This is a genomic window from Dyella sedimenti (genome assembly GCF_022760995.1).
Taxonomy (GTDB): domain Bacteria; phylum Pseudomonadota; class Gammaproteobacteria; order Xanthomonadales; family Rhodanobacteraceae; genus Dyella; species Dyella sedimenti.
Window position 1 is genome coordinate 169624 of record NZ_JAKWJO010000004.1, and the last position, 12620, is coordinate 182243.

Genomic DNA, 12620 nt, shown 5'->3' on the forward strand with positions numbered 1-12620 from the left:
GGACAATGGAAAGCTCGACGTGCCCATGAAAACTGACCAGGTCATCAAGATCCTTTTCATCGAAAAGTCGGTCGAAGACGCGGAACAGATCATCAGCCTGTTGCGCAACAGCGGCATCGCGGTACGTCCCGCCCGTGCCACCAGCGCCGAGCAGGTCAACGCCGCCCTGGATGAACTCGGTCCGGACATCGTGCTGTACGACCCGGCCGTGGGCACGCTGGAGCTGCGCGAGGTGACCCGGCTGCTGGACGGCCACGGCCGCGACCTGTCGCTGGTCGCCCTGGTCAACCAGGCGGACAACGTCACCATCACCGAGCTGTTCGTCAACGGCGCGCGCGCCGTGGCCCTGCGTTCGCAGCCCCGCCAGCTGATGGCGGTGGTGCAGCGCGAGTTCGAGGCGCTCAACGCCCGCCGCCAGCTGCGCCGGCTGGAGGCCGCCCTGCGCGAGTCCGAGCGCCGCTGCGATGCGCTGCTGGATTCCTCCACCGACGCCATCGCCTACGTGCACGAAGGCATGCACGTGCGCGCCAACCAGGCCTACCTCGACACCTTCGGCCACACCGACTTCGACGACCTGCTCGGCCTTCCGGTGCTGGACATGATCAGCCCCAACGACGCCGATGCCTTCAAGAGCACGCTCAAGGGCCTCTCGCGCGGCGAGAAGCCCAGCAGCCCGATCGAGCTGCAGGCGCGCCGCGCCGACGGCACCAACTTCAAGGCCAGCGTGGAATTCGCCCATGCCACCTTCGAGGGCGAGCCCTGCCTGCAGGTGGTGTTTCGCCGCCAGCAGGTCGACACCAACGTCATCGCGCAGTTGCAGCGCGACCCGGTCACCGGCCTGTTCAACCGCGCCCGCATGCTCGAATGCATCGACCAGGCGGTCGCCGCGGCCACCGAGGGCACCAAGGGCCAGTCGCTGCTGCTGGTCGAGCCGGACAACTGGCAGGCCATCGTCACCGGCGTGGGCCTGGCCAAGGCCGACGAACTGCTGGCCGCCTTCGCCAACCGGGTGGAAAGCCAGCTGGGCACCCAGGACACCGCCGGCCTGCTGGCCGAGCACACCATCGGCGTGCTGCTGCACACCCGCAACGACGAGAACATCAAGCAGTGGATCGCCAGCCTGCAGCAGGCCATCGCCGGCGGCATCTTCGACCTGGGCACGCGTTCGATCACCATCACCGCCAGCATCGGCGGCAGCCTGCTGGGCGAGAAGAACGCCAATACCGAGCTGCTGCTCAACCAGGCCAGCCAGGCCCTGCGCAACGCGCAGAGCCAGGGCGGCAACCGCAGCGACCTGCACGACCCCGCCGCCCGCGAGAAGGCGGACGAGGAGCGCGAGCGCTACTGGCTGGGCGTAATCCGGCAGGCCCTCACCCAGAACGACTTCGTGCTGTATCACCAGCAGACCATCAGCCTGCAGGATGCCGAGGGCGAGTTCTCCGAAATCCTGCTGCGCCTCAACGGCCCGCAGGGCGAAGTGCTGCCGGGCTTCTTCATGCCCATCGCGGAGAAGCACCAGCTCACCCCGGCGATCGACCGCTGGGTACTGAACCAGGCCATCGAGCACCTGCGCGCCCGCGACCGCAACGGCTCGCCCACCACCTTCTTCGTCAAGCTCACGTCGAGCTCGCTGGAAGACACCGAGCTGCTGCCATGGGTGGCCGAGCGCCTCAAGAAGGCGGGCCTCAAGCACGGGCAACTGGTGCTGGAGATGACCGAAAGCAAGGTGGTGACCTCGCTGCGCCCCGCGCAGCAGTTCATCCAGGACTGGAAGAAGCTGGGCGGCCAGTTCGCGCTCGAGCAGTTTGGCTCCGGCCTCAACTCGTTCCAGTTGCTCAACCATATCGACGCCGACTACCTGAAGATCGACCGCAGCTACATGGCCGACCTGCCGCAGCAGGCGGAAAGCCAGAAGAAGGTCGCCGAGATCTGCCGCCAGGCGCGCGAACTGAACAAGCAGACCATTGCCGAATGGGTCGAGGACGCCGCCAGCACCTCCCTGCTGTTTGCCTGCGGCGTGGATTTCGTGCAGGGCAACTTCCTGCAGGAGCCGCAGCGGCTGGGGTGAGCGGCACGAAGCGGCATCACCGCACCATCCCGCAAACCCCGCCCCTCTCCCCAAAGGGGCGAGGGAGCCAAAAGCGGTGCTTTAAGCCCTCAGCACCTCGACGCCCCGCGGGGTAGCCGCGGTGTGTGGCTGAAGGAGACACTGATTCGGCTGGCGAAGGCCTTCAAGGCTTGTAGGCCACGCAATGCCGCGCTTCCTCTCCGCTACGGCGCGTTGCGGGGTAGCGGCACCGTTCGAGGTAGCACACCGCTGATCCGGCCAATCTCAAGCTTCCTGGCTCATATTCAACTCATCGCTCAGAGCCTGTGAGGCCATTCTCTTTGGATTACTTTTCTCTTGGGCCAGCAAGAGAAACGTGACTCGGCGGCCCCACGGGGACTTCCTTCGGTCGTAGGCGGCATCCTGGCGATAACGCGACCGAAAACCGACGCACCTGGGTCCCGGCCCTCGCCCCCCTTTTGTGGGGTGCGCCGGGACGACGAGCGGTGGGGACCGGGGCGAAAGGCGGTCGCGCGCAAGGTGCGCTCCTACACGGAAGAGGCAAGGGTCCAAACGCAAAAGCCCCATGGATTGCTCCACGGGGCTCTCGCACAACCCATGCCGGCATTACTCGGCGGCAGCAGCCTTCTTCTTCGCCGCCTTGGCGGCCGAGACGGCGGCGACGTCTTCCTTGATGCGGGCCGCCTTGCCTTCCAGGTTGCGCAGGTAGTACAGCTTGGCGCCGCGGACCTTGCCCTTGCGCTTCACTTCCAGCGAATCGATGGCCGGGCTATGGGCCTGGAACACGCGCTCCACGCCGGTGCCGTGCGAGATCTTGCGCACGGTGAAGGCCGAATGCAGGCCACGGCTGCGCTTGGCGATGACGACGCCCTCGAACGCCTGGACGCGCTCGCGATTGCCTTCCTTCACCTTGACGTTGACCACCACGGTGTCGCCAGGGCCGAATTCCGGCAGCTGGCGGGTGATCTGCTCGGCTTCGAACTGTTCGATGATCTTGTTCATGGCAACACCTGTCTAAATAAGTACCGCGGTCACTGCTCGGCCGCATCGTTGTGCCGCGTCTGCCGTAGATGCTCGCGGCGGAATTCTTCCAACAGCGCCCGGGACTCCGCGTCCAGCGCGCGCTGCGCCAAAAGGTCGGGACGCCGCAACCAGGTCCGTCCCAGCGATTGCTTCAGGCGCCAGCGGCGGATCGCCGCGTGGTCGCCGGAGAGCAATACGTCCGGCACGTCGCCCAGTGCGTCATGCACCGGTTTCGCATAGTGCGGGCAATCCAGCAGTCCGTCCGAGAACGAATCCTGCTGCGCCGACTGCGCGTCGTTCAACGCGCCGTCCTGCAAGCGGCCCACGGCGTCGATGATTACCGCCGCGCCCAGCTCGCCGCCGGACAGCACATAGTCGCCGATGGAAAGCTCCTCGTCGACCTCGTGCGTCAGCAGGCGCTCGTCCACACCCTCGTAACGCCCGCAGAGCAAGGCGATGCGCGGCAGCTTTGCCAGCGCCTCCACCCTGCCTTGCGTCAGCCGCGCTCCCTGCGGACTGAGGTAAATCACATGCACCGGTTCCGGTGCCGCCTCGCGCATCGCCTTCAGGGCGTCGCGCAAGGGCTGGATCAGCATCACCATCCCAGGCCCGCCGCCGCAGGTGCGGCCGTCCACGGTGCGGTAATTGTCGGTGGCGTAGTCGCGCGGGTTCCAGGTTTCCACCTGCAGCAGCTCGCGCTGCTGTGCGCGTCCCACCACCCCCACCGCGGCGCACTGGCGCATGAAGTCGGGAAACAGCGTGACGACATCGATGCGCATGATCCTCAACCCGCTTGGCCGCGCGTGGGCGCGCTCAGAATTCAGGATCCCAGTCCACCACCATGCGCCCGCCGGACAAATCCACCGAACGCACATACGAACCCTGGACGAAGGGAATCAGCCGTTCGCGCGATTCATCCCTTACCACCACGACGTCGTTGGCGCCGGTCGCGAACAGGTGACTGACCCGACCCAGTGCCACGCCTTCCGTGGTGACGACCTCCAGACCCTCGAGGTCGACCCAGTAATACTCATCCTTGCCAGGAGGCGGCAGCAGCTCGCGGGCGACATGGATGTCCTGCCCCACCAGCGCCGCTGCGGTGTCCCGGTCATCGACACCGGGCAGTTGGGCGATCAGCCCCTTGCCCTGCGGACGACCCTTCACTCCCGTGATCTCCCTCTCCACATCCGGCGCCGATACGAGCTGCCAGGGTTGGTAGGTGAAGATCCGCGTGCGGGGCTCGGTCCAGGATTCGATCTTGACCCAGCCCTGCACGCCATACAGCCCGACGATGCGTCCCACCAGGACGCGCCGGCCGGCTGCCGTCATGCTCAGGCAGCCTGTTGCTTGCCGGCTTCCTTGACGAGGGACGCGACCTTGTCGCTCAGCTGCGCGCCCTTGCCGACCCACTCCTGCACGCGGGCGACGTTCAGCTCAAGGCGCTTGTCCTTGCCCGAAGCGACCGGATTGTAGAAACCCACGTTCTCGATGCTGCGACCGTCGCGCTTGTTGCGCTGGTCGGTGACGACGATGTGGTAGAACGGACGGCCCTTGGCGCCGCCGCGCGAAAGACGAATCTTGACCATAAGTAAAAGCTCCAGAGTTGCCGGGATGCCGGCAGCACGCACGCGGCCGTGCGCGGTGAACGCGGCATTTTAATGGATTTTGGATAAAAAGGAAGGGGTTGGGTTGAATCAGGGGCGAGGGACGAGTAGCGAGGGTGCCGAAACCGACCATAACGGCAGGATGCGTAATGCCCGGACAGAGAAGCCAGTGCGCTTGCGCACCCTAGCGGACCTGCGCCCTCGCTACCTCGCCCCTCATCCCTGAGCTTTTCACCGCATCGGCGGAAAACCACCGCCCATGCCGCCCATGCCCTTCATGGCGCCGCGCATCTGCCGCAGCAGGCCCTTGCTGCCGCCCTTGGAAAGCTTGGACATCATCTTTTCCATCTGCATGTACTGCTTGAGCAGGCGGTTCACGTCGGCCGGCTGCACGCCCGAGCCGCGCGCCACGCGGGCACGGCGTGAGCCGTTGAGCAGGTCCGGGTGACGGCGCTCCTTCTTGGTCATCGACTGGATGATGGCGACCATGCGCTTGATCTCGCCGTCGTTGACCTTGGATTTCACGCTGTCGGGCAGGCCCGACACGCCCGGCAGCTTGTCCATCAGGCCGGCCAGGCCACCCATGTTGGCCATCTGCTCGAGCTGGTCGCGCATGTCGTTGAGATCGAAGCGCTTGCCCTTGATGACCTTCTCGGCCAGCTTCTGGGCCTTTTCCTGGTCGACCTTGCGCTCTACTTCCTCGACCAGCGACAGCACGTCGCCCATGCCGAGGATGCGCTGCGCGACGCGATCGGGATGGAACGGCTCCAGCGCATCGGTCTTCTCGCCGGCGCCGAGGAACTTGATCGGGCGGCCGGTGACGTAGCGCACCGACAGCGCCGCGCCGCCGCGGGCGTCGCCGTCGGTCTTGGTCAATACCACGCCGGTGAGCGGCAGCGCCTCGGCGAACGCCTTGGCGGTGTTGGCCGCGTCCTGGCCGGTCATGGAGTCGACCACGAACAGGGTTTCGACCGGCGTGATCGCGGCGTGCAGCGCCTTGATCTCCGCCATCATCGCCTCGTCCACGTGCAGGCGGCCGGCGGTATCGACCAGCAGCACGTCGACCACTTCGCGGCGGGCGGCCTGGATGGCGGCCTTGGCGATATCGACCGGGTTCTGGCCCGCCTCGGACGGGAAGAACGCCACGCCAACCTGCCCGGCCAGCGTGCGCAGTTGCTCGATGGCTGCCGGACGGTATACGTCGCAGCTCACCACCATCACCTTTTTCTTCTTGCGCTCGGTGAGGAAGCGGGCCAGCTTGGCCACCGTGGTGGTCTTGCCGGCGCCCTGCAGGCCGGCCATCAACACCACCGCCGGCGGCGTGGCCGCGAGGTTCAGCTCGGTGTTGACGGTGCCCATCACGGCGGTCAACTCGTCGCTGACCACCTTCACCAGGGCCTGGCCCGGCGACAGGCTCTTGATGACTTCCTGGCCGACCGCGCGCACCTTCACGCGCTCGATCAGCGCCTGCACCACCGGCAGGGCCACGTCGGCCTCCAGCAGGGCGATGCGGACCTCGCGCAACGATTCGCGGATGTTCTCCTCGGTCAGGCGACCGCGGCCGCGCAGGCGGTTGACGGTGGCGGAAAGGCGTTGGCTGAGCGATTCGAACATGGCGGGCGGAAGTCCAGGAGCAAGCGGGTAAATATAGCAGAGCCGGCGTCCCGGCTCCGCCGCCTTGCCCGAAGCCCGGTCAGCGGCGCGCGGGCTGGGCCTTGATCCAGGCGGCCATGTCGCCGATCACCTGCGCATCGACGTGGCCCGGTACCTGGTAGTCGGCCGGCGTGCCCGTCTTGCCGGCCGGCATGAACAGGTGGTTCAGCCCGTCGTAGCGGTGGAAGGCGACCTGCGGTCGCCCGGCCAATGCCGCCTGCCAGCGGGCGAAGTCCCCGCTTGGAGAGACCTGGAAATCGCTGCCGCCCTGCAGTACCAGCATAGGCATGGCCAATTCCTTGGCGACCGCCACCGCGTCGTAGTCGCGCAGGCTCAGCCAATAACCCTGGGGCGCGCCGCCGAATGCGCCGGCCGGCGGATGCGCGGGATCGGCCTTGGCCAGCAGTTGCCGTTCGGCATCGATGGCCTGCTCCCGCTGGGCGACCTGTGCTTCCGTCAGGCCCTGGAGCTTGCCCTGTTCACGCACCTGCTGGGCGGAGACCTCCTGCAGCGGCCGTGCCGGTGCCGCCAGCAGGACCAGCCCGGCCAGGCGGGGATCGCGCTGGCCAATGCGCGGCGCCATATAGCCGCCCAGGCTGTGGCCGAGCACGAACAGGCGTTGTGGATCGACGCCGGGCTGGGTGGCTAGCAGCTTGACCGCCGCCAGCGCATCGTCGGTGACCTCCTGGTCGATGGTGACGTCCTTCCGTGCCGCGATCCGGGCACCATAGACCAGGGTGCGCTTGTCGTAGCGCAGGCTGGCGATGCCCGCCGCCGCCAACCCTTGCGCGATATCGCGGAAAGGCTTGTTCGGGCCGATGGTCTCGTCGCCATCGTGCGGTCCGGAGCCATCCACCATCACCACCGCCGGGAACGGTCCCTGGCCGGACGGCAAGGTCAGGGTGCCGGGCAGCGGGCCGAGCGGCGAAGGGACGTCCAGGCGACGCTCATTCACCGCCCGGGGACCGGCCTCCGGCGGCGCGGCGGCTGGCGCGAAGCGCAAGCCGGTCACCTGTCCCCGCGCATCGCAGGCCACCCGCATGACCAGCGGGCCATGGGCGAAATGCAGCGACGTCTCCACCAGCGCCGTTTCGCCTTGCGCGCTTTCCGTGCCGGCATCGGCATGGTCGAAGGCGCCGAACTTCAGCGGCAGCGCCTGTGCCCATACCTGTTCCAGCCGTTGGGCATCCACCGCGGCTTTTACCCGTGCGTCGAAATGGGTGGTCGCGGCGGCGTAGTCGCCCTCGCGCAGCGCCGCCAGTATCTCGGCGGAGCGATCCGCGCAGACACTGGCGCTCGCGGCCCCGGCCGCACCCAACAAGCCCAGGCTAATCAACACGCTCCTGAAACCCGGCATCACCCTCTCCTTCCCTTCAGTGAATGCCTATCGCCCCTCGATGCGGCGATAGATCCATAGCGAGTACAACGCGCAACCCAGCGCCGTCAGCAGCACCAGCGCGATGGGTAGCCAGCGCGGCCCGCCCATCACCACCGCCAGCACCACCAGCATGCCGGCGCCGAGGAACAGCCAGCCACCGACCCGGTGCGTGCGTTCCCACACGGCATCGCTCGCCAGCGTCCACGGCGTGCGGATGCCGATGAAGAAGTTCTTGCGCAGCTTGCCCATGAAGTTGCCCAGCACCATCAGCAGCGCGCCCAGCGACAGCATCGAGACCTTCCAGTGGGGCACGGCGTAGCCCGCGCTCGCCAGCAGGCCGGCCAGCAGGGTGACCAGCACGAAGGCCTGCACGATCAGCATCAGCAGCCCATAAACCGGCGCGAAGCGGGACAGCTCGAAGCCCTTCGGCGAGATCCTGGGCAGCAGCCAGACCAGCACCGCCCAGCCCGCCATCAGCGCGACCGGCAGCGCGGCGCCCCAGAAGCGCGAACGGTAGCCGTCCGGCTGGCCGTTAAGGTTCCAGTGCACCGGCACTCGCGCGGGCAAGGCCGGATAGAGCCAGACCACCGCGGCCAGCGCGATGGCAACGAAGGCCAGCGAGGCCAGCAGACTGCGCGACGGATTCATCGTTTGCCCCCCTTGGACGGGCCGATGGGAAAGAGGTCCAGCACCATGCGCGCGATGTCCTCCATCAGCGTGCTGTTGAGCGAATAGACGATGTATTGCCCCCGCCGCTCGGTGCGCACCAGGTCGGCCTGCTTGAGCACGGCGAAGTGGTGCGACAGCGAGGCCGGCGTGATCTCGAACGCCTCGCCGATATCACCCGCGCTCAGCGCGCCGCCCTGCAGCCGCTTGAGGATGGCGCGGCGGGTAGGGTCGGCGAGGGCGCGGAATACGGCCTGCTGCTTCACGGGTGGAACCAGGCCTGGCGATGGTGGTAAAGGTTATATATTTAGACAAATATCTAAATGTCGCAAGTGCGACGGCAGCGCCGTTCACGCCTCATCGGGCCTGTGCCACACTTGCTCGCCATGCTTACCGCCGCCGCCCTGATCGCCATCGCCGACTACCTGATCGCCGCCGGGCTGCCGACGTGGCCGTTGTTCGCGCGCCACAACACCTCCACCATCCTGCAGCGCATCGCGCTGGCCGTGGCCACGCTGGCCGTGCTGACCCACGCCGCCATCCTGCTCAGCCTGCACCGCGGCGCGCTGGACCTGCACTTCTTCTCCGCGCTGTCGCTGGTGGGCTGCGTGGTGTCCGCGATGACACTGGTGGTGAACATCTGGCGCCCGGTCGCCGCGCTGGGCGGCATCGTGTTCCCGCTGTCCGCGCTGCTGCTGGGCGTGGATATCTTCCTGGCCCCGACGACCACGCCCGAGCCACTGGAATGGCAGATCAAGCTGCACGTGACGGTGGCGCTGCTGGCCTTCAGCGTGCTCTCCATCGCCGCCGCGCTGGCCATCCTGCTGGCCGTGCAGGAGCGCGCGCTGCGCCATCGCCAGCTCGGTCCGTGGCTGCGCGCCCTGCCGCCGCTGACCTTGACCGAGACGCTGCTGTTTCGCCTGATCGGCGCCGGCTTCGCCCTGCTCACGCTTACCCTGCTGACCGGCATCCTGTTCGTGGACAACCTGTTCGGCCAGCACCTGGTGCACAAGACGGTGCTGTCCATCATCGCCTGGCTGGTGTTCGGCGCCCTGCTCTACGGACGCTGGCGGCACGGCTGGCGCGGCCGCAGCGCGGTCAACCTCACCCTGATCGGCATGGGCGTGCTGCTGCTGGCCTTCTTCGGCACCAAGCTGGTGCTGGAGCTGATACTGCACCGCATGCCATGAGCGCCGGCGGCCAGTTCGTGCTCACCCTGTCCTGCCCGGATCGCGCCGGCATCGTGGCGGCGGTGTCGAACCACCTGGCCGCGCACGACTGCAACATCATCGAGGCGCAGCAGTTCGGCGATCCGGAGACGGGCCGCTTCTTCATGCGGCTGGTGTTCGAGAGCGCCCGGCTCGCCGCCGCCGAACTGGAGGCCGGCCTCGACGCCTTCGCTCCCGCCCTGCGCATGCAATGGACCCTGCGCGACCGAGCGCAGCGACGCAGGGTGTTGCTGCTGGTGTCGAAGTTCGACCACTGCCTGGCCGATGTGCTTTACCGCTGGCGCATCGGCGAGTTGCCGATGGAGATCGTCGGCATCGTCGCCAACCATCCGCGTGACACCTATCGCCACCTGGATTTCGATGCCATTCCGTTCCACTACCTGCCCACCGGCAAGCACGACAAGGCGGCGCAAGAGGCACGGCTATGGGCGCTGATCGAGCAAAGCGGCGCCGAGCTGGTGGTGCTCGCGCGCTACATGCAGGTGCTTTCGAGTGAACTGGCGAGCCGGCTGTCCGGCCGCTGCATCAATATCCACCACTCCTTCCTGCCCGGCTTCAAGGGCGCGCGCCCGTACCACCAGGCGCATCGGCGCGGCGTCAAGCTGATTGGCGCCACCGCGCATTTCGTCACCGCCGACCTCGATGAAGGCCCGATCATCGAACAGGACATCGAGCGGGTAAGCCATGGCGATACGCCTGATGATCTGGTCCGCATCGGCCGCGATATCGAACGTCGCGTGCTGGCACGAACACTACGACTTTATCTCGACGATCGCGTGCTGCTCAACGGCGGCAAGACCGTGGTGTTCACTTCCTGACCTGGAGACGCTTGTGGAACTGATCGGCATGCTCGACTCGCCCTATGTGCGCCGCGCCGCGATTTCGCTGCGCTTGCTGGGCGTTCCCTTCACGCACCGCCCGCTGTCCGTGTTTCGTAACTTCGATGAATTCCAGTCGATCAACCCACTGGTAAAAGCCCCCACCCTGCGGCTGGATGACGGCACTCTGCTGACCGAGTCGGGCCTCATCATCGACTGGGCCGAAACGCTCAGCGACCAACCTTCGCTCATGCCCAGCGAACCCACTCAACGCCTGCGTGCGCTGCGCTTGATCAGCATCGCCATAGCCGCCAACGAGAAAACCGTGCAGATCGTCTACGAGCACAAGCGCGCGCCGGAGAAGCGCGATGCGGACTGGCTGCAGCGTGTGGAGGGACAACTGCATGCGGCGTATGACTTGCTCGAACGTGAGTTGGACGGCGTAAACGGCTGGTTGTTTGGCACCGCGCCCACGCAAGCGGACGTGTCGATCGCGGTGGCATGGGGCTTCACCCAGTTGGAAGTGGCAGAGGTGGTCGACGCCAAGGCTTATCCACGATTGGTGGGGTTTTCCCAGCACGCCGAGCAGCATCCGGATTTTGTGGCGTTGCCGCCGGTGTGAGCGTGCTATGCGCCCTCGCGCCTGGGAAGCGAGGGATCGCGCTGTCGACAAGGTCGCCTTACCGGCCGTCACCTCGATCCTCTCCCCCAAGGAGAGGCAAAGTCAGAGGACTAGCGGCAGGCGTCGATGCCTTGCGAGAGGCGCTCTACCGCCACCACATCCATGTCGCCCACTTTCCCCTTCTTCGGCGCATTGGCCCTGGGCACGATGGCGCGCAGGAAGCCGTGGTGCGCTGCCTCCTTCAAGCGCTCCTCGCCGTTGGGCACGGGACGGATCTCGCCGGACAGGCCTACCTCGCCAAACGTAATGGTCTTCTCGGGCAATGGCCGGTCGCGCAGGCTCGACAGCACGGCCAATAGCACGGGCAGGTCGGCGGCGGTTTCCTGCACACGGATGCCACCCACCACGTTGACGAACACGTCCTGGTCATACGCGGCCACGCCGCCATGCCGGTGCAGCACGGCCAGCAGCATGGCCAGGCGATTCTGCTCCAGACCCAGCGCCACGCGCCGTGGATTGCCCAGCGAGGACTGATCCACCAGCGCCTGCACTTCCACCAGCAGCGGACGGGTGCCCTCGCGCGTCACCATCACCGCACTGCCCGAGGTCGGGCCGCTGTGTGCCGACAAAAAGATCGCCGAGGGATTGGGCACTTCGCGCAACCCCTTCTCCGACATGGCGAACACGCCCAATTCGTTGACCGCGCCAAAGCGGTTCTTGAACGCGCGCAGCACGCGGAAGCGGCTGCCCGACTCGCCCTCGAAGTACAGCACCGCGTCGACCATGTGCTCGAGCACGCGCGGACCGGCGATGCCGCCTTCCTTGGTGACGTGGCCGACCAGGAACACCGAGGTGCCGGTTTCCTTGGCGAAGCGGGTGAGCTTGGCCGCCGACTCGCGCACCTGGCTCACCGAACCCGGCGCCGCCGTCAGCAGCTCGGTCCAGATGGTCTGGATGGAGTCGATCACCAGCACGCGCGGGCGGCTCGCCAGCGCCTGCTCGATGATGCGCTCGATGCAAGTCTCGGCCAGCGCGTGCAGCGGCGCCAGCGGCAGGTCCAGGCGCTGCGCGCGGGCGGCGACCTGGGCCAGCGATTCCTCGCCGGTGACGTAGACGCTGGCCATCTGCGCGCCCAGCGTGCCCAGCATCTGCAGCAGCAGCGTGGACTTGCCGATGCCGGGATCGCCGCCGATCAGCACCACCGAGCCATCGACCAGGCCGCCGCCGAGCACGCGGTCGAGTTCGCCGATGCCGGTCAGCGTGCGTATTTCCGCGGCCAGCGCCACTGCCGTCAGCGAGGTGACCTTGGGCGAGCCAGAGGCGGCGCCCGCATAGCCCGTACCGCGTGCGGCCACCACCGGCTTGGCCGCCGGCTGCACCACGAATTCGCTCAAGGTGTTCCAGGCGCCGCACTCCACGCACTGGCCCTGCCATTTGGAATGTTCCGCCCCGCAATCGGAGCACACGTAGGCGGTCTTGGCCTTGGCCATGCGGATTCCTGTCAAACGGCAATGCAATGGAACGAGCTTAGCGGGAGCGCATCGCAGGCGGCGAGACGC

13 protein-coding genes are annotated in these 12620 nt (G+C 67.0%); 4 read left to right on the forward strand and 9 right to left on the reverse strand.

Translation table 11 applies throughout. From position 1 onward, the window contains the following. Window positions 1-25 precede the first annotated feature (25 nt). Window positions 26-2068, forward strand: a complete 2043-nt coding sequence (locus MJ605_RS10900; protein ID WP_243041709.1) for a GGDEF/EAL domain-containing response regulator — start codon at window positions 26-28, stop codon at window positions 2066-2068. A 606-nt stretch (window positions 2069-2674) separates the two neighbouring features. Here the strand turns inward: MJ605_RS10900 and rplS are convergent. The 8 genes from rplS to MJ605_RS10940 form a co-directional block, all read right to left on the reverse strand. Next, complete coding sequence (gene rplS / locus MJ605_RS10905; protein ID WP_121878566.1) at window positions 2675-3070, reverse strand: 50S ribosomal protein L19; 396 nt, start codon at window positions 3068-3070, stop codon at window positions 2675-2677. 29 nt (window positions 3071-3099) lie between these two features. Beyond that, window positions 3100-3870, reverse strand: coding sequence for a tRNA (guanosine(37)-N1)-methyltransferase TrmD (gene trmD / locus MJ605_RS10910; RefSeq protein WP_243041544.1), 771 nt, complete (start codon window positions 3868-3870; stop codon window positions 3100-3102). A gap of 34 nt (window positions 3871-3904) precedes the next feature. Continuing rightward, complete coding sequence (gene rimM / locus MJ605_RS10915; protein WP_243041545.1) at window positions 3905-4420, reverse strand: ribosome maturation factor RimM; 516 nt, start codon at window positions 4418-4420, stop codon at window positions 3905-3907. Window positions 4421-4422: 2 nt separating this feature from the next. After that, window positions 4423-4677 carry a 30S ribosomal protein S16 gene (rpsP, locus tag MJ605_RS10920; RefSeq protein ID WP_243041546.1) on the reverse strand — a complete coding sequence of 85 codons (255 nt, stop codon included), beginning with the start codon at window positions 4675-4677 and terminating at the stop codon, window positions 4423-4425. 249 nt (window positions 4678-4926) lie between these two features. Further along, window positions 4927-6309, reverse strand: a complete 1383-nt coding sequence (gene ffh, locus MJ605_RS10925) for a signal recognition particle protein (protein ID WP_243041547.1) — start codon at window positions 6307-6309, stop codon at window positions 4927-4929. Between the two features lie 79 nt (window positions 6310-6388). Continuing rightward, on the reverse strand, window positions 6389-7705 hold the full coding sequence (locus MJ605_RS10930; RefSeq protein ID WP_243041548.1) for an alpha/beta hydrolase: 1317 nt from the start codon (window positions 7703-7705) through the stop codon (window positions 6389-6391). Between the two features lie 27 nt (window positions 7706-7732). Beyond that, window positions 7733-8374, reverse strand: coding sequence for an SdpI family protein (locus tag MJ605_RS10935; protein ID WP_243041549.1), 642 nt, complete (start codon window positions 8372-8374; stop codon window positions 7733-7735). Beyond that, on the reverse strand, window positions 8371-8658 hold the full coding sequence (locus MJ605_RS10940; protein ID WP_243041550.1) for an autorepressor SdpR family transcription factor: 288 nt from the start codon (window positions 8656-8658) through the stop codon (window positions 8371-8373). The genes MJ605_RS10935 and MJ605_RS10940 overlap by 4 nt, the downstream gene beginning before the upstream one ends. A gap of 120 nt (window positions 8659-8778) precedes the next feature. Here MJ605_RS10940 and MJ605_RS10945 point away from each other — a divergent pair, with 120 nt between their 5' ends. Genes MJ605_RS10945 through MJ605_RS10955 form a run of 3 tightly spaced genes read left to right on the forward strand, consistent with a single transcriptional unit; the run spans window position 8779 to window position 11061 of the window. Beyond that, entirely contained in the window at window positions 8779-9582 is an 804-nt protein-coding gene (locus MJ605_RS10945) for a cytochrome C assembly family protein (RefSeq protein ID WP_243041551.1), read from the forward strand. After that, a complete protein-coding gene (gene purU / locus MJ605_RS10950) occupies window positions 9579-10439 on the forward strand; it encodes a formyltetrahydrofolate deformylase (RefSeq protein ID WP_243041552.1) in 861 nt (286 codons plus the stop codon). The genes MJ605_RS10945 and purU overlap by 4 nt, the downstream gene beginning before the upstream one ends. A gap of 13 nt (window positions 10440-10452) precedes the next feature. Further along, a complete protein-coding gene (locus MJ605_RS10955; protein WP_243041553.1) occupies window positions 10453-11061 on the forward strand; it encodes a glutathione S-transferase family protein in 609 nt (202 codons plus the stop codon). Window positions 11062-11171: 110 nt separating this feature from the next. On the opposite strand, the gene radA is transcribed toward MJ605_RS10955, so the two are convergent. Beyond that, on the reverse strand, window positions 11172-12551 hold the full coding sequence (gene radA / locus MJ605_RS10960; protein ID WP_243041554.1) for a DNA repair protein RadA: 1380 nt from the start codon (window positions 12549-12551) through the stop codon (window positions 11172-11174). Between the last annotated feature and the right edge of the window lie 69 nt (window positions 12552-12620).

What these genes read in the sequence shown, in the direction of transcription:
- MJ605_RS10900 (WP_243041709.1), top strand. Translation starts at nt 26, where the DNA reads ATGAAAACTGACCAGGTCATCAAGATCCTTTTCATCGAAAAGTCGGTC.
- rplS (WP_121878566.1), bottom strand. Translation starts at nt 3,070, where the DNA reads ATGAACAAGATCATCGAACAGTTCGAAGCCGAGCAGATCACCCGCCAG.
- trmD (WP_243041544.1), bottom strand. Translation starts at nt 3,870, where the DNA reads ATGCGCATCGATGTCGTCACGCTGTTTCCCGACTTCATGCGCCAGTGC.
- rimM (WP_243041545.1), bottom strand. Translation starts at nt 4,420, where the DNA reads ATGACGGCAGCCGGCCGGCGCGTCCTGGTGGGACGCATCGTCGGGCTG.
- rpsP (WP_243041546.1), bottom strand. Translation starts at nt 4,677, where the DNA reads ATGGTCAAGATTCGTCTTTCGCGCGGCGGCGCCAAGGGCCGTCCGTTC.
- ffh (WP_243041547.1), bottom strand. Translation starts at nt 6,309, where the DNA reads ATGTTCGAATCGCTCAGCCAACGCCTTTCCGCCACCGTCAACCGCCTG.
- MJ605_RS10930 (WP_243041548.1), bottom strand. Translation starts at nt 7,705, where the DNA reads ATGCCGGGTTTCAGGAGCGTGTTGATTAGCCTGGGCTTGTTGGGTGCG.
- MJ605_RS10935 (WP_243041549.1), bottom strand. Translation starts at nt 8,374, where the DNA reads ATGAATCCGTCGCGCAGTCTGCTGGCCTCGCTGGCCTTCGTTGCCATC.
- MJ605_RS10945 (WP_243041551.1), top strand. Translation starts at nt 8,779, where the DNA reads ATGCTTACCGCCGCCGCCCTGATCGCCATCGCCGACTACCTGATCGCC.
- purU (WP_243041552.1), top strand. Translation starts at nt 9,579, where the DNA reads ATGAGCGCCGGCGGCCAGTTCGTGCTCACCCTGTCCTGCCCGGATCGC.
- radA (WP_243041554.1), bottom strand. Translation starts at nt 12,551, where the DNA reads ATGGCCAAGGCCAAGACCGCCTACGTGTGCTCCGATTGCGGGGCGGAA.